Annotated in this window: 18 protein-coding genes; 9 read left to right on the top strand and 9 right to left on the bottom strand. The window is 62.9% G+C overall.

The window, feature by feature from the left end:
• Window positions 1-114 precede the first annotated feature (114 nt).
• Window positions 115-894: a TSUP family transporter gene (locus BLR69_RS04675; RefSeq protein ID WP_071492560.1), complete on the top strand. Its 780-nt coding sequence runs from the start codon at window positions 115-117 to the stop codon at window positions 892-894.
• Here BLR69_RS04675 and nudC read toward each other — a convergent pair.
• Both nudC and BLR69_RS04665 read right to left on the bottom strand, forming a co-directional pair.
• Window positions 862-1695 carry an NAD(+) diphosphatase gene (nudC, locus tag BLR69_RS04670; protein WP_071492561.1) on the bottom strand — a complete coding sequence of 278 codons (834 nt, stop codon included), beginning with the start codon at window positions 1693-1695 and terminating at the stop codon, window positions 862-864. The genes BLR69_RS04675 and nudC overlap by 33 nt on opposite strands.
• A gap of 5 nt (window positions 1696-1700) precedes the next feature.
• Window positions 1701-2513: a crotonase/enoyl-CoA hydratase family protein gene (locus BLR69_RS04665; protein WP_071492562.1), complete on the bottom strand. Its 813-nt coding sequence runs from the start codon at window positions 2511-2513 to the stop codon at window positions 1701-1703.
• 192 nt (window positions 2514-2705) lie between these two features.
• Here BLR69_RS04665 and BLR69_RS04660 point away from each other — a divergent pair, with 192 nt between their 5' ends.
• Together BLR69_RS04660 and BLR69_RS04655 are read left to right on the top strand one after the other, a co-directional pair.
• Complete coding sequence (locus BLR69_RS04660) at window positions 2706-3974, top strand: chloride channel protein (RefSeq protein WP_071492563.1); 1269 nt, start codon at window positions 2706-2708, stop codon at window positions 3972-3974.
• 62 nt (window positions 3975-4036) lie between these two features.
• Window positions 4037-4591, top strand: coding sequence for a UPF0149 family protein (locus BLR69_RS04655; RefSeq protein ID WP_071492564.1), 555 nt, complete (start codon window positions 4037-4039; stop codon window positions 4589-4591).
• A 6-nt stretch (window positions 4592-4597) separates the two neighbouring features.
• On the opposite strand, the gene BLR69_RS04650 is transcribed toward BLR69_RS04655, so the two are convergent.
• Window positions 4598-5227 carry a lytic polysaccharide monooxygenase auxiliary activity family 9 protein gene (locus BLR69_RS04650; RefSeq protein WP_071492565.1) on the bottom strand — a complete coding sequence of 210 codons (630 nt, stop codon included), beginning with the start codon at window positions 5225-5227 and terminating at the stop codon, window positions 4598-4600.
• 331 nt (window positions 5228-5558) lie between these two features.
• Between BLR69_RS04650 and BLR69_RS04645 the strand changes: the two genes are divergently transcribed.
• A complete protein-coding gene (locus BLR69_RS04645; RefSeq protein WP_071492566.1) occupies window positions 5559-6815 on the top strand; it encodes a 3-phosphoshikimate 1-carboxyvinyltransferase in 1257 nt (418 codons plus the stop codon).
• A 127-nt stretch (window positions 6816-6942) separates the two neighbouring features.
• Complete coding sequence (locus BLR69_RS04640; protein WP_071492567.1) at window positions 6943-7332, top strand: hypothetical protein; 390 nt, start codon at window positions 6943-6945, stop codon at window positions 7330-7332.
• A gap of 1 nt (window position 7333) precedes the next feature.
• Here the strand turns inward: BLR69_RS04640 and BLR69_RS04635 are convergent, their stop codons facing one another.
• Window positions 7334-7933, bottom strand: a complete 600-nt coding sequence (locus BLR69_RS04635) for an NAD(P)H-dependent oxidoreductase (RefSeq protein WP_071492568.1) — start codon at window positions 7931-7933, stop codon at window positions 7334-7336.
• A 70-nt stretch (window positions 7934-8003) separates the two neighbouring features.
• On the opposite strand from BLR69_RS04635, the gene BLR69_RS04630 reads away from it, so the two are divergent.
• Window positions 8004-8597 carry a TetR/AcrR family transcriptional regulator gene (locus BLR69_RS04630; protein ID WP_071492569.1) on the top strand — a complete coding sequence of 198 codons (594 nt, stop codon included), beginning with the start codon at window positions 8004-8006 and terminating at the stop codon, window positions 8595-8597.
• A 198-nt stretch (window positions 8598-8795) separates the two neighbouring features.
• Here BLR69_RS04630 and BLR69_RS04625 read toward each other — a convergent pair whose 3' ends face one another.
• Both BLR69_RS04625 and BLR69_RS04620 read right to left on the bottom strand, forming a co-directional pair.
• Window positions 8796-9461 (bottom strand): GNAT family N-acetyltransferase, encoded by a 666-nt coding sequence (locus BLR69_RS04625; protein WP_071492570.1) that lies wholly within the window; start codon window positions 9459-9461, stop codon window positions 8796-8798.
• A gap of 21 nt (window positions 9462-9482) precedes the next feature.
• On the bottom strand, window positions 9483-10388 hold the full coding sequence (locus BLR69_RS04620) for a LysR family transcriptional regulator (protein ID WP_071492571.1): 906 nt from the start codon (window positions 10386-10388) through the stop codon (window positions 9483-9485).
• 113 nt (window positions 10389-10501) lie between these two features.
• On the opposite strand from BLR69_RS04620, the gene BLR69_RS04615 reads away from it, so the two are divergent.
• The 3 genes from BLR69_RS04615 (at window position 10502) to BLR69_RS04605 (ending at window position 14982) form a co-directional block, all read left to right on the top strand.
• Window positions 10502-11716 carry an MFS transporter gene (locus BLR69_RS04615; protein ID WP_071492572.1) on the top strand — a complete coding sequence of 405 codons (1215 nt, stop codon included), beginning with the start codon at window positions 10502-10504 and terminating at the stop codon, window positions 11714-11716.
• An 81-nt stretch (window positions 11717-11797) separates the two neighbouring features.
• Window positions 11798-12649: a CAP domain-containing protein gene (locus tag BLR69_RS04610; protein WP_071492573.1), complete on the top strand. Its 852-nt coding sequence runs from the start codon at window positions 11798-11800 to the stop codon at window positions 12647-12649.
• Window positions 12650-12801: 152 nt separating this feature from the next.
• Window positions 12802-14982, top strand: a complete 2181-nt coding sequence (locus BLR69_RS04605; protein WP_071492574.1) for a GAF domain-containing protein — start codon at window positions 12802-12804, stop codon at window positions 14980-14982.
• A gap of 280 nt (window positions 14983-15262) precedes the next feature.
• Here the strand turns inward: BLR69_RS04605 and BLR69_RS04600 are convergent, their stop codons facing one another.
• From BLR69_RS04600 to treS, 3 genes are read right to left on the bottom strand one after another with little or no spacing between them, the layout of a single operon-like run.
• Window positions 15263-16429, bottom strand: coding sequence for a GGDEF domain-containing protein (locus BLR69_RS04600; RefSeq protein WP_071492575.1), 1167 nt, complete (start codon window positions 16427-16429; stop codon window positions 15263-15265).
• A 51-nt stretch (window positions 16430-16480) separates the two neighbouring features.
• The gene (gene glgB, locus BLR69_RS04595; protein ID WP_071492576.1) at window positions 16481-18718 is read right to left on the bottom strand and encodes a 1,4-alpha-glucan branching protein GlgB; all 2238 of its coding nucleotides are present in this window, start codon (window positions 18716-18718) and stop codon (window positions 16481-16483) included.
• Window positions 18715-22062 carry a maltose alpha-D-glucosyltransferase gene (treS, locus tag BLR69_RS04590; RefSeq protein ID WP_071492577.1) on the bottom strand — a complete coding sequence of 1116 codons (3348 nt, stop codon included), beginning with the start codon at window positions 22060-22062 and terminating at the stop codon, window positions 18715-18717. The genes glgB and treS overlap by 4 nt, the downstream gene beginning before the upstream one ends.
• Between the last annotated feature and the right edge of the window lie 24 nt (window positions 22063-22086).

Genomic DNA, 22086 nt, shown 5'->3' with positions numbered 1-22086 from the left:
TTAGCTGGAGCACTGCCATCGGGGGCAAGCCCCCTCCCACATTGGTACTGCATAGATCAGGCGAGTAAGATGGCGGCCTTTCGCATAGCGCCCTGCCAAGAATAAGCCCTGCCCATGCCCTTCGAACTCAGCGTAGACCTCACCACCCTCGCCATTCTGGCGGTGGTCGCCTTCATTGCCGGATTCATCGACGCCATCGCCGGCGGTGGCGGCCTGCTGACCACCCCCGCCCTGCTCACCGCCGGCATGCCGCCGCATTTGGTACTGGGTACCAACAAGCTCAGTTCCACCTTCGGCTCGGCCACCGCGAGCTTTACCTTCTATCGCCGCAAACTGTTCCACCCGCGCCAATGGGTGCACGCCATCGTCGGCACGCTGATCGGCGCACTGACCGGCGCCGTGGTCGCCCACTACCTGCCGGCTGAAGCCCTGAACAAGATGCTGCCGGTGATTGTGTTCGCCTGTGGCGTGTACCTGCTGTTCGGCGGCACACCCAAGGCGCCGCTGGATGCCGACGCGCCGATCAAGAAGAAATGGCAGGCCACCCAGGGCTTCGGCCTGGGCTTCTACGATGGCGTTGCCGGCCCGGGCACCGGGGCGTTCTGGACCGTGAGCACGATGCTGTTGCACCCCATCGACCTGGTCAAAGCCAGCGGCGTGGCGCGCAGCATGAACTTCGTCAGCAACGCGGCGGCGCTGACGGTGTTCATCATCAATGGTTCGGTGGACTGGATCGTCGGCCTGGCCATGGGCCTTTCGGTGATGTGCGGCGCGTTTTTTGGCGCCCGCAGTGCGATCAGCGGCGGCGCCAAATTCATTCGCCCGGTGTTCATCACCGTGGTCCTCGGCCTGACCGTGCGCCTAGCCTGGCAGCACTGGTTCAGCGTGGCCTAGACGGCGGGCCAGGTAGAGGTCGATCAGGTAACGCGCAATCGAACGTGACGCCGGCAACGGCGGCAGGTCGTGGATGTTGAACCACTGCGCGTCCTCGATCTCATCGGCCTGGGGCACGATGTCGCCACCGGCGTACTCGGCGTGGAAGCCCAGCATCATCGAGTGCGGGAACGGCCAGCACTGGCTGCCCATGTACTGGATGTTCTTGACCTCCACCTGCACCTCTTCGCGGACCTCGCGGATCAGGCAGTCTTCGGCCGACTCACCCGGCTCGGCAAACCCCGCCAGGGTGCTGTAGACCCCGCTGACAAAACGTGGCGAACGCGCCAGCAGGATCTCGTCGCCACGGGTCACCAGCACGATCATGCTCGGCGAGATCCGTGGGTAGCTGCGCAGGTCGCAGGCCTGGCAATGCATCGCGCGTTCCCGTGGCACCTGGACCATGGCCTGGCCGCAACTGCCACAAAACCTGTGCTCGCGTGCCCAGGTGCCGATCTGCGCCGCATAGCCCAGCACTTTGTACAGGGTGTGATCGCCTTGCAGCATGAAGCCGCGCAGGCCCTGCCAACTGCAGCCCGGCACTTCGCCCGCCGCATCGAGTTCCAGCAGGTACACCGGCTCGCCGTCGAGGTGGCCGATGCCGTGTTCGGCAAACACCGACAGGTCCTGGCGCTTGAGCCATTCCCGGGGAAACAACGGGCCGTTGGTGTCATGCAAAAAGCCATCGCGGCTGCGGGCGACGGCCCAGCCGCCAGGGGTGTCGTTGTCCAGCAGCGTTGTGGTAATCCAGCCTGGGGTCATGTCAGTCAATCCACGAATTCGGGTTTCTGCTTGCTCATATGGGCCGCGATGGCCACGCGCAGGTCGTTGGATTGCAACATAGCCGAGTTCCAGGTGGCAACGTATTCCAAGCCGTCATTGACCGTGTGGTCACGCATGTAGCTGATCATGGCCTTGGTGCCGGTGACCGCAATCGGCGATTTGGCGGCGATTTCATGGGCAATCTCCATGACGCCGGCCAACAGGCTGTCCTGATCGGGATAGACGCGATTGACCAGGCCGATGCTGCGCGCCTCCTCGGCGCCGAACTGGCGACCGGTGTAGGCCAGCTCGCGCAGCATGCCGTCGCCGATGATGCGCGGCAGGCGCTGCAGGGTGCCGACGTCGGCGGCCATGCCGATGTCGATTTCCTTGATCGAGAATTGCGCGCCTTCGGCGGCGTAGCGCATATCGCAGGCGCTGATCAGGTCGATGGCGCCGCCGATGCAGTAACCCTGGATCGCCGCCAGCACCGGCTTGCGGCAGTTGTCGACGGCGTTGAACGAGGCTTGCAACTCAAGGATCTTGCGGCGCAGCAGGCGTGCGTTGCGGCCAACGTCCTTGCCAAAGTCATTGGCGACCGAGGCGAGCATCATCAGGTCGATACCGGAGGAGAAATGCTTGCCGGCACCGCTGAGCACCACGACGCGCACCGCGTCGGTGTCTTCGACCCACTGGAAGATGTCGATGATTTCGGTCCAGAACGCGGCGTTCATCGCGTTGATCTTTTCCGGGCGGTTGATCTGCACATGGGCAACGTTGCCGGTGAGTTCGACGACGAAAGCTTGGTATTCGGACATGGCAGTGATCCCTGACTGGCGAGTGATAAGGCCAGAACTATAACAAGTGTGTATGACGGCACATCGGCCAAAAACGGGACGGGCAAACGTAATGGAATGTTGTGGGCGCAAGGTTCATGCAGCCCCGATACATTTCATCCCGGAGGCCCGGCTTATCGGCTATACAATCAGGGCCCTTGCCTGGAGCCGTCTATGCCGTCCACGTTGCGTTCGTCGCTGATTCTTGCCCTGGTGGTGGTGTTGACCGGTATTGGCGCGGGCCTGGGCGGCATGCTCCTGGCCCTGCTGCTGCACGGTATTCAGCACCTGGCGTACGGTTACAGCCTCGACAGCCTGGTCAGCCATGAAACCTTTTTGTGGGGCGTGACCGCCGCCGCGCCGGAGCGCCGTTTGCTGGTGCTGGTGGTGTGCGGCCTGGTCGCCGGGTTGGGCTGGTGGACGCTCTATCGCTACGGGCGCCCGCTGGTGAGCATCAAGCAGGCGGTGTCGGAACAGATGCCGATCATGCCGCCCAAGACCACCCTCGCCCACGCGCTTTTGCAGATCATCACCGTGGCCCTCGGCTCGCCGCTGGGGCGTGAAGTGGCGCCCCGTGAGGTCGGTGCACTGGCCGCCACCTGGCTGTCCCAACGCGCCCGACTCGAACCGCCCATGCACCGCCTGATCGTGGCCTGCGGCGCGGGTGCCGGGCTGGCGGCGGTGTACAACGTGCCGTTGGGCGGCGCGGTGTTTGTACTGGAAGTGCTGGTGGGCGCATTCAGTTGGCCGGCGGCGCTGATTGCGCTGGCGACCTCAGCGATGGGTGCAGCGGTGGCGTGGATCGGGCTGGGGGCAGAGGCGCAGTACGTGGTGCCGCATTTTGTGCTGAGCCCGGCACTGATCGCCTGGGCCGTGGTGTGTGGGCCGGTATTCGGCGTGGCGGCCTATGCCTTCACCCGGCTGACCGGCGCAGCAAGGGCAAACGCCGCCAGAGGCTGGCGCCTGCCGGTACTGGCGCTGATCAACTTCAGCGTTATCGGCGGCCTGGCGATGCTGCTGCCGCAAATCCTCGGCAATGGCAAAGGCCCCGCGCAATTGGGTTTCGACAATGAACTGACCATCGGCCTGGCCGCACTGTTGCTGGTGGTCAAGGTGCTGATCACCAGCAGCAGCCTGCGCGCCGGGGCCGAAGGTGGCCTGCTCACCCCCGGCCTGGCGAATGGCGCGTTACTGGCGATCATCCTCGGCGGCGCCTGGAGCCTGGTGTGGCCGGGTGTGCCCCTCGGAGCGTTTGCAATCATCGGCGCGGCGGCGTTCCTCGCCGCCAGCATGAACATGCCACTGACCGCAATCGTGCTGGTGGCGGAATTTACCCGCGTCGACCATGACTTCCTGGTGCCGATCATCCTCGCGGTGGTCGGCGCGGTGTGCGTGAGCAAGCTGTGCCAACGCATGGAAACTGCTGGAAAAAAGCCGGCCTAAGCGCCATCCTTCGCGCTTTAAGCCGCCCCATTCGCGGCGCTCGACGTTGAAAGGATATGCCCATGCACGCCCAACCCCTCACCGCCGCCGAATTCGAGTTCATCGAAGACACCCTGCTCAAATACGGCGATGACCATTCGGTGCTGAACCTGGCCGAACTCGACGGCTACTTCACCGCGCTGGTGTCCAGCCCGGTGCAGGTGGATGTGGCGGAGTGGTTCCCGGCAATCTGGGGCGGCCAGAACCCGGAATGGGACAACATGGACGAAGCGCAACGCTTCCTCGAACTGTGCGTACGCCATATCAACACCCTTGCGGGGCAACTGGCCACCGACGCCAAGGGCTTCAAGGCGCGCTTCGACGAAACCGAACACCAGGGCCGCACCGTGACCCTCGCCGAGGAATGGTGCTTTGGCTACATCCGCGGCGCCGCCATCGGCAACTGGCCGGAACTGCCAGCCGGACAGGCTGCGCAGTTGGAGAAGATTTCCTGGTGCGCCGAGCAGGACAACTTCGAGTTGCCGGCCGACCTGGATGTAGACGCCCACCAACAGCGGGTCAGTGAAATCGAACCGGCGGCGCGGGCGCTACATGATTACTGGTCGAGCAAGCGTTAACCGGGCTTATTTGAAGTCCAGGTCAAACGCCTGGTAGAACGCGTTGCCGGTGTTGGCCACGATCCACATCAGCACCACCACATGTCGGCCTTGCTTGCCCTTGGGCAATGTCACCTGATGCTCGACCTTGGCTTTCAGTTCGTCGGCATGCTGGTAGTACGGCACCTGGGTATAGAAGTCCTCGAAGAACGGCTGGGTGTCCAATTGAGCGCGGCTGATGCGCTGTTTCGGGTCCCAGCCATCCTTGGTGATGAACCAGCGGTAACCACGGGTAACGTGGGCGGCGGTGTATTCCCACCGCACCTTGAAGACCTGTCCGGCCTCGACATTCAGCAATGGCCAGGTAAATGGCGTGTTGAGTTTTTTGCTCATCTCCTCGTCGGTGAAGTTGATGCAATCGCGCTCGTCGGTTTTGCCGCCGCTCAAGATATGCCCATCGGCTGGCGGCGTCACACTCTGGTCGTCGGTTTGATAGGGCGCGGGGAACGGCCCGGCAGTCAGCGCCGGGAAGTTCTTGCCGCCTTCCATTTCGTTGACTTGCCAGTTGCCCAGCAGCCCGCGTTCAACAGCCACCGAGCCACGGCTGGCCGGCGTCACGACGCGGCCATGTCTGAGTTGAGTCTGGGGTTTGTTCATTTCAGTCACTCCTTGATTGAAAACGCCCCAGGATGGGACGCGCTTTGAACTTACCCTATCGACCCAGCTTGTCCATCGAGGCGCCGCGTAGGAAAAGTTACACACCTCCTGCATTTCATTGACCGGACGCGTTTGTCCTGCGACCGGTTGGGGCGCACGCCTACCCTGCCAAGGGCAATCCGCCTACAGCGCGTCCCGATAATCGACAACCCTGCCGAAAATGCCGGCCGGCGGCGTTCCCTGCTCGACAAGCACTGTGTCTATGCCCGATTATTCGGGTCCGCCCGTCGGCCACTCCGTGCCACCTTGCCTTGATCAGGAGCCCTGTACCTTGAGTTCGCAGAAAACCGTGACCGTTACACCGCCCAACTTCCCCCTCAATGGCAAGGTCGCGCCCCCCGGCTCCAAATCCATTACCAACCGCGCCCTGTTGCTGGCGGCCCTGGCCAAGGGCACCAGCCGTCTCAGCGGCGCGCTGAAGAGTGACGACACGCGCCATATGTCGGTGGCCCTGCGCCAAATGGGCGTGACCATCGATGAGCCGGACGACACCACCTTCGTCGTCACCGGCCACGGCAAACTGCACCTGCCGGGACAACCGCTGTTCCTCGGCAACGCCGGCACTGCCATGCGTTTTCTCACCGCTGCCGTGGCCACGGTCGAAGGCACGGTGGTGCTGACCGGCGACGACTACATGCAAAAACGCCCGATCGGCCCGTTGCTGGAAACGCTCGGCCAGAACGGCATCCAGGTCGACAGCCCGACCGGTTGCCCACCGGTCACCGTGCACGGCGTCGGCAAGATCAAGGCCAAGCGCTTCGAGATCGACGGCGGTCTGTCCAGCCAGTATGTGTCGGCCCTGCTGATGCTCGCGGCCTGCGGCGAAGCGCCGATTGAAGTGGCGCTGACCGGCAAGGACATCGGTGCCCGTGGCTATGTCGACCTGACCCTGGACTGCATGCGCGCCTTCGGTGCCCAGGTTGAAGCGGTCGACGACACCACCTGGCGCGTGGCCCCGACCGGCTACACCGCCCACGACTACCTGATCGAACCGGACGCCTCCGCCGCCACTTACCTGTGGGCCGCGCAAGTGTTGACCGCAGGCCGCATCGACATCGGCGTGGCGGCGCAGGACTTCACCCAGCCGGACGCCAAGGCCCAGGCCGTGATCGCACAGTTCCCGAACATGCAGGCCACGGTGGTCGGCTCGCAGATACAGGACGCGATCCCGACGCTCGCGGTGCTCGCTGCGTTCAATAACACGCCGGTGCGCTTCACCGAGCTGGCCAACCTGCGGGTCAAGGAATGCGACCGTGTGCAGGCGCTACATGACGGCCTCAACGAAATCCGCCCGGGCCTGGCGACTATCGAAGGCGATGACCTGTTGGTAGCCAGTGATCCTGCGCTGGCCGGCACCTCGTGCACCGCGCTGATCGACACCCACGCCGACCATCGCATTGCCATGTGCTTTGCCCTGGCCGGGCTGAAGGTTTCGGGTATCCGCATCCAGGACCCCGACTGCGTGGCCAAGACCTATCCTGAATATTGGAAAGCCTTGGGCAGTCTTGGGGTGCAGTTGACCTATTGAACCCTGTAGGAGCGAGCTCGCTCGCGAAGAACGTCAACGATAACGCGGGTAACCTGACGAAACGCGGCGCCCTCGCGTTTTTCGCGAGCAAGCTCGCTCCTACAGTTTTGCTGTGACGGGAGGGTCAATGAACATTCGCCAACCCTGCCCACCCGGTGCCTGTGTCTGCGACCGCGAACAGCTGCTGGAGACGCCGGGCGCCGACCAGCGCATCCTCCAGCTCACGCGCCAGGAAGAGAAGAAGCTGCTCGACCGTCTTGAAGACCTCAAGAGCCTGCAAGACCTGGAGCGCATGCAACAGCTCATGTACCAGCAATTGGGCATCCGCGTGCATATCGCCCCCGGCCATACCGAGGTCAAGAGCATGCGCGGGATTCAGATCGTCATCGACGATTTGCCGGGGATGTGTCGCAAGACCCGCCAATCGATCCCGGCCGCGATCCGCCGAGGCCTGGAAAAACGCCCGGAAATCGCCTACCGCCTGCTGGACGCCCACGACCTGTTTCGCGAAGGTTGAATCAACCGGCGACTGCTTCGGTTTCAAACATGCCCCGGCCAACCGCCTTGGCTTTGTCCAAGTGAGCTTGCGCTGTGCCGCTTTCCGACTCCAGCAACAATTCGGACGTCACCACCTGCGCGCCACAGTAATCAAAAATCCCGTAGTCGATCTGCGTACGCATCGCCTTGGCATAACCGTGTCGATCAAAGGCATCGTCATCCGCCGCGCCCAGGGCCAGCAGGTGCACCTGCAGGTGCCGCAGTTTTTTCACCACCGGGGTATCGGGGCCGTAATCGATGGCCCAGCCGTTGACGAACACGCGGTCGATCCAGCCCTTGAGCAAGCCCGGCAGCGACCACCAATAGATCGGGAACGCCAGCACCAGGGCGTCGGCGCGGTCGAGGCGCGCCTGTTCCGCCAGCACGTCGGCCGGGGGCGTGGCGCGGCTGCGGTGGACCGCATGGTCAGCGGCGTTGTAGCGCGGGTCAAACCCTTCGGCGGCAAGGTCGGCGATCTCGAACGTGTGGCCGGATGCGTCGAGGCCGGCGGCCACCTGCGCGGCAACGCTGTGGGTGAGGGATTGCGGGTCGTGATGGGCAACAACAATCAACGCATGCATGACAAAAACTCCCGTTTAGGGTTAGGCTGGGCTTAAGTTACGATTAGTAAGTTACTTTTGGTATATAAGCATGTCAAGCCCTGCATCCCCTGCCCCACGCCGTCGCATGTCCCGTGAAGATCGCCTGCGCCAATTACTTGAAGTGGCCTGGCAACTGGTGCGCGATGAAGGCACCGACGCCCTGACTCTCGGCCGCCTGGCGGAGTTGGCGGGCGTGACCAAGCCGGTGGTCTACGACCATTTCGTCACCCGTGCCGGGTTGTTGACCGCGCTGTATGAGGACTTCGACGCGCGCCAGAACCAGGTGTTTGTCGACGCCATCGAGGCCAGCAGCGCCACGCTTGAGGATCGTGCCTGGGTGATCGCCGCGTCCTATGTGGACTGCGTGCTGTTGCAGGGTCGGGAAATTCCGGGGGTGATTGCCGCGCTCAGCAGCTCGCCGGAGCTTGAGACACTCAAGCGCCAGTACGAAGCGATCTTTCTCGATAAATGCCGCGATGCGCTGTCGCCGTTCGGCCGGATCTCCCAGGCGGGTCTAAGGGCGATGCTGGGGGCGGCGGAGGCGTTGTCCCAGGCGGCGGCCAGCGGTGAGATCAGCCGTGAAGAGGCGCAGCAGGAGTTGCTGGCGACCATCTTGGCGATGGTCAATCGTGGGCGTGTCTAGAAAGTTTTTGGTGACGACGCAACAACCGACACGGCGGCGGCAACTGACAGCTCACATTGCCACATTGTAGTGAGCGGGCTTGCCCCGCGTTGGGGCGCGAAGCGGCCCCAAGCAAGATCGCCGTGGTTATGCGGACAACTGGGGGGCTGCTACGCAGCCCAACGCGGGGCAAGCCCGCTCACCACAAAAAAAGTTCACTCAACGCCCGGCAACAAACACCTGCACCTTGCGCGCCAGTTGATCGAGGTGCCGATCACGCTGCTTCTCCGCGTCCACCATGGCGCGCTTGCCATGCTTTTGCAGCAGGTACGTATGAATCTGCCGCACTTCCAGCGAGCTGTAGATCGCTGCCACATCCAGCACCCCCATCAAGCCATCGGTGCCGTAGTCCCGCGTGTTCATCAATACCTGGGTGCCCCGTGCACCGCGCACTTGAAAGCCCATGCCCTCAAAGGCGGGCACCTTCTCCACTGAGCACGCCAGTTCCGCATGGGGATACCGGCTCAGTACGTCACGCATCATTGCGCGGGCCACACCCTGGCGCCGATAGCCGACTTGCACCGCCATGAACGCCACACCGCAGGCCTCTGGATCATCCTTCACGGGCAGGTACAGGCAAAAGCCCGTCAGCTTTTCGCCGTCCATTGCCACCACCAACTCGACCGCAATGCCTTTGGCACCGTTGAGCGCTTCGAGGTACAGGTGCACTTCAAAGCCCGTGGCGTATTGGTAGATGTTGTACAGCAGGTTGCTCGGCGGCAGCGCTACGCTGCTGATGTCAGTGAGGTTATCCACCACCAGTTGCAGGATCTGACTGTTGATCGGTTCGGGGCACGGGGTGGTGTAGCGGGTAAGGCTGTACATGCACATTCCTGGGGTTCAGCGTCAAGGCAGCGCGGATTGTACCTGTTCGGCGCATACCTCACGCAAACACCCGCGCAACCAACGGTGGGCAAGGTCGGCATCCAGCCTCGGGTGCCAGAGCATCGCCACGGTAAAGCCCGGCAGCGTCAGTGGCAGCGCAAAGCTGTACAGGCCTGCACGTTGATGGGTGGTGTAGCGCTCGGGCACGCTGGCGATCAGGTCGGTGTCGCGGGCCAGGGCGATGGCGGTGGCAAAACCGGCGACGATGGTGCTGATCTGCCGCGTGAGGCCCAGGACTTCCAGCGCATCGTCAATCTGGCCACGGTCCTGCCCGCGTCGGGACACGTAGACGTGCTGGCCCGCAGCGTAACGCTCGGCGCTGACCGTGGCCTGGCTGAGGGCATGGCCACTGCGCACCACGCCCACCAGACGGTCGCGGAATAATGCCTGGGTCAGCAGTTCCGGGCTGGCGCTGGGGTCGACCACGCCGGTTTCCAGGTCGACACGGCCTTCGCGCAGCATTGCACTGTCCTTGTCGGTCTTGTTGATGAACCGCAGGCGCACGCCGGGCGCCTCCCCGGCGATGCGCGCCAACAAGGCCGGGCCGACATTCTCGACGAACTCTTCGCTGGTGCGCAGGGTAAAGGTGCGCTCGACCTGGGCCATGTCCAGCGATTGCACGGGGCGTAGCGCGGCGTGGGCTTCCTGCACCAGGCGACTGACCTGTTCACGCAGTTCCACCGCCCTTGGCGTCGGCACCAGGCCCCGCCCGGCACGCACCAGCAATGGGTCGCCGGTGGTCTCGCGCAGACGCGCCAGGGCGCGACTCATGGCCGATGCGCTTAGCCGCAGGCGTTTGGCCGCCGCCGCAACGCTGCCTTCGGCGAGCAATGCATCCAGGGTGATCAGCAGGTTGAGATCGGGCATCGGTACTCCTCATAAGGCGTCACATGCAGGTATTAACTGCAATCCATGCGTCTTCCGCCATCTTAGGCCGCCCCGTAGATTTGTGACAGTTGCGTTCACTCAAGGAATCATCCATGCACACGTCTTCCCGTGGCAGCCTTGTCAGCCTGTCCCTGTCCATGTTGCTGGCCTCACTGGGCACCAGCATCGCCAACGTCGGTTTGCCCAGCCTGGCGCACGCGTTTGATGCCTCGTTTCACGCCGTGCAGTGGGTGGTGTTGGCCTACTTGCTGGCAATCACGGCGGTGATTGTGAGTGCCGGGCGCCTGGGTGATCGCCTGGGGCGCCGGCGATTGTTGCTCGCCGGGTTGGTACTGTTCACCGTGGCCTGTGGACTGTGCGGCATGGCGCCGGCACTTGAATGGCTGATTACCGCGCGCATCCTGCAAGGCCTGGGCGCGGCGGTCATGATGGCCATGGCCCTGGGCATGGTTGGCGATACGGTGACCAAGGAGCGTACCGGCCGGGTCATGGGCTTGCTCGGCACAATGTCAGCCGTGGGTACCGCCATGGGGCCAAGCATGGGGGGCCTGTTGCTCAGTGTGTGGGGCTGGCGCGCTATCTTCCTCGTCGGCATACCACTGGGATCGGTGGCCGCCGCCATCGCCTACCAGTATTTGCCGGTTGATCGGCCCTGCGCGCCATCGTCCATAGGCCGAGGTTCCTGGTCCTTCCTGAAGGCGCCAACGTTACGCGCCGGCCTGGCCATGAGTGCCTTGGTCGCCGCCGTGATCATGGCCACCTTTGTGGTCGGGCCGTTCTATCTGTCCCGCGGCCTGGGCCTCGCCCCTGAGTGGATGGGCCTGGCGATGGCGCTCGGCCCCTGTGTCGCGGCCTTCACCGGCGTACCGGCCGGACGTCTCACCGATCGCTTCGGCAGCCAACGCGTGACACTCGCCGGGCTGGGAGTGCTGGCCTGTGGTGCACTGCTGTTGTCGCTGGGGTCCGGACTGATCGCCTACCTTGCCTCGCTGGTCGTTTTGACGACGGGCTATAGCCTGTTCCAGGCCGCCAACAACACGGCGGTCATGAGCGATGTGGACAGCTCGCAGCGAGGCACTGTCTCGGGGCTGCTGAACCTGTCACGCAATCTCGGGTTGATCGTCGGCACGTCCGTACTGGGTGCAGTGTTTGCCTGGGCCAGCCCGGACGTGACTCGTGCCCTGCCCCAATCCGTGGCCTATGGCCTGCATACCACGTTCAGCGTGGCGCTGGGGTTGATCCTGCTGGCCAGTGTGATGGCATGGCGCCGCTTCAGCGCTTGTAACGGCCTCCAGAACACCCATTGAGGCAAAAAAACAAAAAAGGCGTTGCGCCAGACCGGGTTACATCGCGCATCATGGGCACTTTCAAGCTCAAGGGTAACGTCCATGCGCGTTCTGTCATTGATGATGGGTCTTACGACGCTGGCCGCCACTACGGTGTTCTGCGCCAGCGCGATGGCGAATGAAGAAAGTCAGTTGGTGCAACAGATCAACCAATACCGCAGCCAGGTGCAGCGCTGCGGCGACCAGGGTTCCCAGGAACTGCCACCGCTGGCCAGCGACACACGGCTGGTGCTGCCGGCCACCAATGTGGGCGACTTGCAGCAAGCGCTGGCACGCGCCGCGTATCCGATGGTCAACGTGCAGGCCATCAGCCTGTCCGGGCCCAAGGATGCCCAGGCGGCGATGAAGGCCGTGCGCGAAAGCTTCTGCCGCGTGGTGCTGGACCCGCAATTCGTCGATATCGGCGTGAGCAACAGCGGCCAGGACTGGCGCATCGTGCTCGCCCGCCCGCTGCTGACCAGTGGCCTGGGCGACTGGCAGACCGAAGGCAGGCAACTGCTCAACCTGATCAACACCGCGCGGTCTCAGCCACGGCAATGCGGCCCCCAGGCGTTTACCGCCACCACGCCGTTGTCGTGGAATGACGACCTGGCCGGCGCCGCCAACAGCCACACGCGCAACATGGCCAACGGCAACTTCTTCGACCACCTCGACCACGACGGCCGCACACCGGGCGACCGTGCGGAGTTGGCCGGGTACATCGCGAAGAACATCGGCGAAAACATCGCCGCCGGCCTGGACACGCCACGCAAGGTGGTCGACGGTTGGCTCGCCAGCCCGGGCCATTGCGCCAACCTGATGAACCCGCAGTTCCGCGAGCTGGGCGCGGCCTATGCGATGGACCCGAAGAGTGACGCGGGGATTTATTGGACGGCGGTTTTCGGCGCGCAATAAGCAGGTTTGCACATCTATCCATACGGATAGTGCATCAAATTGCTATCACCGCGATAATCCCGCTGAACTGCCAGCGGGCTTTCCGGTCTGTTGCTTGTCAGGCCCTCCCTTCCAGGCGTTAAACAGACCGCGGTAAACAAGGTGTTCTTGCAATGATGAATTGGCTGCAAAGCAGCAGCGAGATGGCTGAGCGGGTGCGCCAGCATGATTGGGCGAGTACGCCCCTGGGTCCGCTGGAACAGTGGCCGGATGTGCTCAAGACCACAGCCGCACTGTGCTTTGCCTCAAGCTTCCCCCAGGCCATCATTTGGGGGCCGCAGTTGATCACGCTCTACAATGACGCGTTTATCCCGATCCTGGGCGATAAACCCGACGCATTGGGCCGCCCTTTCAGCGAAACCTGGCACGAAGTCTGGGACCAGGTCAGCCCGATCGCCGACGCGGCCTTCCAAGGGCACGCGACCTACATCGAAAACTTCCCCTTGGTGATCGAGCGTGGTGCCGGGCCTGAACAGGCGTATTTCACGTTCTGCTACAGCCCGATCCGGGACCCCAATGGCAAGATCGTCGGCATGCTCGACACGGTCACCGAAACCACCACCACCGTGTTTCTCACCCAGCGTCTGGCGGCCCTGGACACCATCGGCAACGCGGTCGCCACCGCCACCGATGCCGAACACATCATGGCCACCACCACCCGCCTGCTGGCCGAGCACCTGCAAGTCTCCAACTGCGCCTATGCCGACATGGATGCCGACGAAGACGGTTTTACCATTCGCGGCAACTGGGCAGCGCCCGGCTCGCCGAGCATCGTCGGCCATTACAGCCTGGCCTCGTTCGGCGCCTTGGCGGTGCAGCGCCTGCGCGCTGGCGAGCCGCTGGTGGTGCAAGACAATCGCCTCGAGTTCACGCCTGAAGACGCCGCCAGCTATCAGGCCTTGGGCGCATTGGCCACCGTGTGTTTCCCGCTGATCAAGCACGGCCGTCTCACGGCGTTGATGGCCGTGCATGACAAAGCGCCTCGGGTCTGGTCACCCTACGACCTGGCGTTGGTGGGCGAAGTCACCGAGCGCTCTTGGGCGCACATCGAGCGCGTGCGCGCTGACGCCGCCGTGCGCGAAGGCCTGGCAGCCTTCACCGAACTCAATGCCACACTGGAACAACGGGTGCAGGAACGCACCGCTGCCCTCACCCAGGCCGAAGCTGCGTTGCACCAGTCGCAGAAACTTGAAGCCATCGGTCAATTGACCGGCGGCGTGGCCCACGACTTCAACAACCTGTTGACGATCATTCGCTCCTCGGTGGACTTCCTGCGCCAGCCGGGGTTGTCCGAAGACCGTCGCCAGCGTTACATGGGGGCGGTGTCCGATACGGTGGAACGGGCCAGCAAGCTCACCAGCCAGTTGCTCGCCTTCGCCCGTCGCCAACCGCTGAACCCGGAAGTCTTCGATGCGGGCCAGCGGGTCAAGAACATCGCCGAGATGCTCGAAAGCGTCACCGGCGCACGCATCCGCGTACAGGTGCAATTGCCAGAGCGCCCCTGCCATGTGCGGGTTGACTCCAGCCAGTTTGAAACCGCCCTGATCAACATCGCCCTCAACGCCCGGGATGCCATGGACGGCCAGGGCACCCTGACCCTGCGCGTCGCCACGCTCGACGCACTGCCGTGCATCCGCGGCGATGCGCAGGCACTCCAGCCATTTGTCAGCGTCTCCCTGACCGACACCGGCAGCGGTATTCCGGGCGATACCTTCGAGCGCATTTTCGAGCCGTTCTTTACCACCAAGGCGGTCGGCAAAGGCACTGGTCTGGGCTTGTCCCAGGTGTTCGGGTTTGCCAAGCAGTCCGGTGGCAACGTCGACGTGTCCAGCCGCGTGGGCCAGGGCACGGTGTTTACGTTGTACCTGCCGGAAGTGGCCCCGCAAGCAATGCCCGACGTGCAGCAGCAGGAGGATCTTGCGCCGGTCCACACCGCAGCGCAGCGCCATATCCTCATCGTGGAGGACAACCTGGAAGTGGGCCGCTTCGCCAACCAGATCCTTCAGGACCTGGGCTACCAAACCACGTGGGCCACCGATGCCGAACAGGCCCTCGCGCTGGCCGGTGCCGACGCCCGGGCCTTCGATGGGGTGTTTTCGGATGTGGTGATGCCCGGCATGACCGGCGTGGCCATGGCCAAGGTACTGCGTCAGCGGCGCCCGGACTTGCCGGTGGTGCTGACTTCCGGCTACAGCGAAGAGCTGGCCGACAGCGGCTACGAAGGGTTCGAGTTCCTGGCCAAGCCCTACTCGGCCGATCAGGTGGCGCGGGCACTGACAAAGGCGATGCCCTAGCGAACATCCGTGGTGAACGCGGGCTCCTGTGGTGAGCGGGCTTGCCCCGCGCTGGGGCGCGAAGCGGCTCCCTCTCTCAGGGCCACATCGCTGTTTCAGGTAGACCGAGGTGTTAGGATTGGGGCTGCTGCGCAGCCCAACGCGGGGCAAGCCCGCTCACCACAAAAAGCCTGTTCACCACAGCAAGCCCGCTCACCGCAGCAAGCCCGCTCACCACAGCAAGCCTGTTTACCACACAGGCCTGGTTGCCAAGGAAGCCGGCCGGCCACAATTTGAAGTCTTACTCCGCCACCGCCACCTGATTGCGGCCCTGGGCCTTGGCGCGATACAGCGCCTTGTCAGCCGTATTCATCAGGCCGTGCAGGTCTTGATCCTGAGTGTGGGTGGACGCAACACCGAGGCTGGCCGTCAACCCATGCACCGGCGCGGAGGACAGGCCGGAGATCGCCTTGATCAATTGTTCAGCGATAACCCGTGCGGTTTCCAGCGAAGTGTTGGGCAGCAACACCGCAAACTCTTCGCCACCCAGGCGGCCGTACACATCGGCCTGGCGGAACGATGCGCTGATCACCCCGCCAATCTGGCGCAACACCTGGTCACCGGCCTGGTGGCCGTAGGTGTCGTTGATTTCCTTGAAGTGGTCCATGTCCATCATCAGCGCACACAGCGGCTGACGATTGTGGCGGCATTGTTCGTACAACACCTGGGCATGCTCGAAAAAGGCGCGGCGATTCATCAGGCCGGTGAGTTCATCGGTCTGTGCGGCGCGAGTGGAAATGTTGTGGGCACGCTCCATTTGCCGGGTCAGGCGAAAGGCTTTCTCCAGGGCATCGGACAACTTGCGCGTGGCGCTCACCACAAAGGTGGAAAACACCAGTACCGCGACGGCCACGCCCACTTGCATCGAGGAAGGCTGGAACAGCAACCATAGGGTACATGGCAGTAAAACCAGGCCCATGGACCCCAGCGTCATATAGCGATAGGCCGAGTAACACGACACTGCACTCACCGACATGCCCACGGTGAACAGCATCACCAGCGCCTGGGAGAGCCGGTCATCGGTGGGCATCACCGCCAATGCGCCAAAGCCCCAGATACCGGCCGACAGCATCAGCGTGGTCCAGTAGCGGCGCTCCCAGCGATCCGGGGTGCGCTCGGCGTTGGGGCAACGAAACCACTCCATGAACATCTGCAGTCGCAGCAACGTCGAGGCTGCCAGCGTCAATAGCCAGATCAGCATGACTTGATGATCAAACCGGTCCCAACACAGCCAGCAGAGCATCATGGCGCCCAAGTAGCTGCCGAAGATGGCGGCAAATGACTGCCGGAACAGCTGGTGCAAACGATCGGTTCGCACCTGCTCCTCTATAAAGCAATCCTGGTCCTGCCCACGCCCAAGGCCATTCATGAAATTCGCCTGATTCGACTGCTGCGACAAAGGCGCCATTGTGGCACCCTGCCAGCAGCGTGGACAACAGAATCCAGCACAGTAGAGCCTTTAAAGCGCTTCCGGACGCAGAATCAACACGCCAAGGGGTGGCAGATTCAGCGCCAGCGACACCGCTTGACCATGACGGGGTTCATCCTGGGTGAACACCTCGCCCCCATTACCGTAATTGGAACCTGCGTACATATCGGCGTCACTGTTGATCACTTCGCTCCAGCGCCCGGCAAAAGGTACACCGACGGCATAACCCTCACGCGGCACCGGGGTGAAGTTGGCCACCACCAGCACCGGCTTGCCGTCCTTGCTCCAGCGCAGCCAGGCATAGACGCTATTGATCGCGTCATCGCCGATCAGCCACTGGAAGCCCTGGGGTGCGTCGTCCTGTTCATGCAAGGCCGGCTCTTCGCGGTACAGCCGGTTCAAGTCGCCCACCAGCTTTTGCACGCCTTTGTGCTCGGCGTATTGCAACAAGTACCAGTCCAATTGCTGGTCATGGTTCCACTCGCGCCATTGGCCGAACTCGCAGCCCATGAACAGCAGTTTCTTACCGGGATGCATCCACATGAACGCCAGGTAGGCGCGCAGGTTGGCGAATTTCTGCCAGCGGTCGCCGGGCATCTTGTCGATCAGCGAGTGCTTGCCATGCACCACTTCGTCATGGGAGATCGGCAGGATGAACCGCTCGGACCAGGCATACACCAGGCCGAAACTCAGTTCGTTGTGATGGTGGGCACGGTACACCGGGTCCTGCTGGATGTAGTGCAGTGAGTCGTGCATCCAGCCCATGTTCCATTTGTAGTTGAAGCCCAGCCCGCCCTGTTGGGTCGGCTGGCTCACGCCCGGCCAGGCGGTGGATTCCTCGGCAATCACCAACGCACCCGGCGCTTCCTGGGCCACCACGTCGTTCAAATGGCGCAGGAAGTCGATGGCTTCGAGATTCTCACGGCCGCCATGGCGGTTCGGCACCCATTCGCCGGCCTTGCGCGAATAGTCGCGGTAGAGCATCGACGCCACGGCATCCACGCGCAACCCGTCAATGTGGAAATGCTTGAGCCAGTGCAGCGCCGAAGCCAGCATGAAGCCGTGCACCTCGGTGCGGCCCAGGTTGTAGATCAGCGTGTCCCAATCCTGGTGGAAGCCTTCCAGCGGGTTGGCGTATTCGTACAGCGCAGTGCCGTCGAATTGCGCCAGGCCGTGGGTATCGGTAGGAAAATGCGCCGGCACCCAGTCGAGGATCACACCGATATCGGCCTGGTGCAGCGCATTGACGAAGTAGGCGAAATCCTGCGGCGAACCGAACCGCGCCGTGGGAGCAAATTGTGACAACGCCTGGTAGCCCCAGGAGCCGCCGAACGGATGCTCCATGATCGGCATCAACTCGACGTGGGTGAAACCCAGTTGCTGCACATAGGGAATCAGGCGTTCGGCCAGCTCACGCCAGTTGTATTGCCGGGCCACTTCGCCCGCCTCGTCCAATTCGCACTGCCAGGAGCCCACGTGCAGCTCATAGATCGACAACGGCGCGGTGGCCTTCTGCTTGTCGACCCGCGCCTGCATCCATTCATGATCCTGCCAGTCCACCTGCAACGGTTCGGCCACCTTGGAGGCAGTGTCTGGCGGCAACTGGGTGGCCAGCGCCACTGGGTCGGCCTTGAGCGGCAGGATCCCATGGGCACCGAGAATTTCGTACTTGTAGGCCGCACCCGGTTGCAGGCGTGGGATGAAGATCTCCCAGACGCCGGAAGGATGGCGCAAGCGCATCGGATGACGCCGACCGTCCCAGATATTGAAGTCGCCCACCACCGACACCCGCCGCGCATTCGGTGCCCACACGGCAAAGCGCACGCCCGCCACGCCATCGACGCTGGTCACCTGGGCGCCCAGGCAATTACCAAGGTCGCGGTGATTACCTTCGGCGAACAGGTACAGGTCCATTTCACCCAGCAGCAGTTGCTGGAAGCTGTACGGGTCTTCGGTGATTTGCTCACCACCGGCCCACTGGATTTTCAACAGGTACGGCTGACGGGTCTTGAACTGGCCGACAAACAGGCCCGGCACTTGGCTCGCGTCCAGGCTGCCCAGCGTCTCGCCGCCGTCGCGTGCCAGCACCTGCGCACTCAAAGCCTCGGGCAGGAATGCACGGATAAAATGGCCGCCGTGATCATCATCGTGTGGCCCGAGAATCGAGAACGGGTCGTGGTGTTCGGCGCGGACCAGCGCTTCGACGTCCTTGGACGCCGGCAATGCAGTCAGTTTCGGTTGCAGCGGTTCTTTATGTGTATAGCTCATGACGTCTCCCCACCGCGTGCAGTGTTCGATATAGGTGCGATACCGCTCAACAGGCCGTGCAACCCTCGCAGGGGCACCGGCAACCAGGTCGGGCGGTTTTCCGCTTCGTAAGCCACTTCGTACGCGGCCTTCTCCAGGCTGAACAACGTCAGCGCGGCGTCCTGGCCTTTGGCATCCTGCCAGTCATGCGCCAGTGTAGCCGTCGCCGCCTGATAAGCCCGGATAAAGGCCTGGCGTGCTTCCTTGAGGTAACGCTCTGTCACGCGTCTGCGCGCCTGGTCCGCCTCGGGCGAGTGATCCACCCCTTGAACATTCAAGGCCATTGCTGCCGCATAGTCGAAGGAGCGCAATACGCCGCTCACATCTTTGTACGGACTGTGCTTGCCACGTCGCTCATGCAACGGCCGCGCCGGCTCCCCTTCGAAGTCGATCAGGTAAGCATCGCCCTTCACCACCAGCACCTGGCCCAGGTGCAAGTCACCATGCACGCGGATGCGCAACCCGCCCGCCGTGGCTTTCGCCAAAGCCTGTACATGGCTGGCGATGGCTTTTTTCTGTGCCAGCAAATCACTGACCAGCGCTTGATCCGCCGGGTTCAACTGGCTTTGATGAAGTTTGAGCAAGTGCAGCGCACGGTCAAGTTGTGCGCCGACGTCCTTGGCCCAGGCCTGGGTGTCCTTGGCGGTGGCGGTTTCGGGTTTGAAGGCCTTGTCGGTGGTTTTTGCACCGAGCACCTGGTGCATTTCGCCGAGGCGCTGGCCGAGCAAGCCGGCAAAATCCGCCAGCTCGCCCAGGGCGTTGTAGTGTTGTTCCTGCTCGGAAATGGCCTCGGCCAGTTCGTCGCGGATCGCCCGCTCCAGGTTGTTCTGGGTCCAGCTCCAGGCGTCGCCCTGGTTGCTCAGGTAGCCCTGGGCAATCATCAGCAGGTTGTCCTGGCCCTCGGCGTCGTGGCGCACCATCGCCCCCAGCAGCGGCGAGATGTTCGGGTAGCCCGCAGCTGTCAGATAAGCACTCATCTCCAGTTCCGGGTGCACGCCGGAGGCAACTTTGCGGATCAGCTTGAGCACCAGGCTTTCGCCCACCACCACCGAGCTGTTGGACTGCTCGGCCGACAAGTAACGCACCTCGGACTCATCTGTCAGTTGCAGCTTGGCCAAATGCGGTGTGGCCGCAAAGCGCAGCTCGCCGTCGCCAGTCTCAAGCACGGTGCGCGCCTGCAAGCCCTGGATCACCGCACGGATGAAGTGTTCAAGGCTGAAGGCGTCGGTCACCAACCCCACCTGGCGCACCCGGCGTACACGGGCCAACGCCAATTGTTGGGGCAAGGCGCTGGTGAACTGGTCTTCACCGAGGAAACCGAACGGCAACTGGTAACGGCTGACCTGGCCTGCGGCCGTCACCTCGACTTCACTGAGCAACACCGGATGCTGCGGGTCTCCAAAGCGCACGCCGTAGGCAATGCGCACGCTGTCGATGGCCGTGTCCTTGCCAGCGAACCAGCGGCGCTTGGGCAACCACGCCGGCAGAGCGGTCTGTTCCAGGGACGCTCGGCAAGGCTCTTCCAACAATTCTTCCATGCGTTTTTTCAATACCAATGTGGTGAAGTCCGGCATGCTCTGGGCCGGTTCCACATGCCAGCTGGGCATCTGGTTTTCCGGCGCCAGCACAAACCAATAGAAGCCGTAGGGCGCCAGGGTCAGCAGGAAATTCAGCTGGCCGATGGGCGGGAACGCATTACCGCCAAGCATTTCCACCGGCACCATGCCGGCAAACGCCGACAGATCCAGTTCCGCCGCCTGGGCACTGCGCGACACGTTGGCCACGCACAAGATGATCTCGTTGCGCCCGTCCTCACCGATGAATTCGCGGGTATAGGCCAGGATGCGCCGGTTGCTCGGCGAGAGCATCTTCAAGCTACCCCGGCCAAACGCCTTGGACTGCTTGCGCACCGCCAACATGCGCCGGGTCCAGTTCAGCAGTGAATGCGGGTCCTGGGCCTGGGTCTCCACATTGACCGACTGATAGCCATATTGCGGGTCCATGATCGGCGGCAGCACCAGGCTGGCCGGATCGGCGCGGGAGAAGCCGCCGTTGCGGTCGATGGACCATTGCATCGGCGTGCGCACGCCATCGCGGTCACCCAGGTAGATGTTGTCGCCCATGCCGATTTCATCGCCGTAATACAGGGTCGGCGTACCGGGCATCGACAGCAGCAGGCTGTTGAGCAACTCCACACGACGACGATCACGCTCCATCAGCGGCGCAAGACGCCGGCGAATACCCAGGTTGATCCGCGCGCGCCGGTCGGCGGCGTAGTAGTTCCACAGGTAGTCGCGCTCTTTGTCGGTGACCATTTCCAGGGTCAGTTCATCATGGTTGCGCAGGAAGATGGCCCACTGGCAATTGGCGGGAATCTCCGGAGTCTGGCGCAAAATATCGGTGATCGGGAAGCGATCTTCCTGGGCCAGGGCCATGTACATGCGCGGCATCAGCGGAAAGTGGAAAGCCATGTGGCACTCGTCGCCGTCGTCGCCCTTTTTGTCACCGAAGTACAGCTGTGTGTCTTCCGGCCACTGGTTTGCTTCAGCGAGCAGCATTCGGTCGGGGTAATGGGCGTCGATCTCGGCGCGGATCTGCTTGAGCACGTTGTGAGTCTCAGGCAGGTTTTCGTTGTTGGTGCCATCGCGCTCGATCAAATAGGGGATCGCGTCCAGGCGCAGGCCGTCGATGCCCATGTCCAGCCAGTAACGCATCACCGACAGCACGGCTTTCATGACCTGCGGGTTGTCAAAGTTGAGGTCGGGCTGGTGCGAGTAGAAACGGTGCCAGAAGTACTGGCCGGCGACCGGGTCCCAGGTCCAGTTGGACTTCTCGGTATCGAGGAAGATGATGCGCGTGCCGTCGTATTTCTGGTCGTCATCCGACCACACGTAGAAGTCCCGCGCCGCCGAACCGGGCTTGGCCTTGCGTGCCCGCTGGAACCAGGGGTGCTGGTCGGAGGTATGGTTGATCACCAGTTCGGTGATCACCCGCAGACCACGCTTGTGTGCCTCGGCAATAAAGCGCTTGGCGTCGGCCATGGTGCCGTAGTCACTGTGTACGCCTCGGTATTCAGCGATGTCGTAGCCATCGTCGCGGCGTGGCGAGGGGTAGAACGGCAGCAGCCAGATAGTGTTGACGCCGAGGTCGGCGATGTAATCGAGCTTGGCGATCAGGCCGGGAAAGTCACCGATACCGTCATTGTTGGAGTCGAAATAGGATTTGACGTGAACCTGGTAGATCACCGCGTCCTTGTACCAGAGCGGGTCTTTGATGAAGGTGGCAGCGTTGGGTTTCTTCGCCATTGGAAACTCCTGAAATACTTGAAC

This window comes from Pseudomonas azotoformans (assembly GCF_900103345.1).
Taxonomy (GTDB): Bacteria; Pseudomonadota; Gammaproteobacteria; order Pseudomonadales; family Pseudomonadaceae; genus Aquipseudomonas; species Aquipseudomonas azotoformans.
This window is presented reverse-complemented; position numbering and strand designations above follow the sequence as displayed.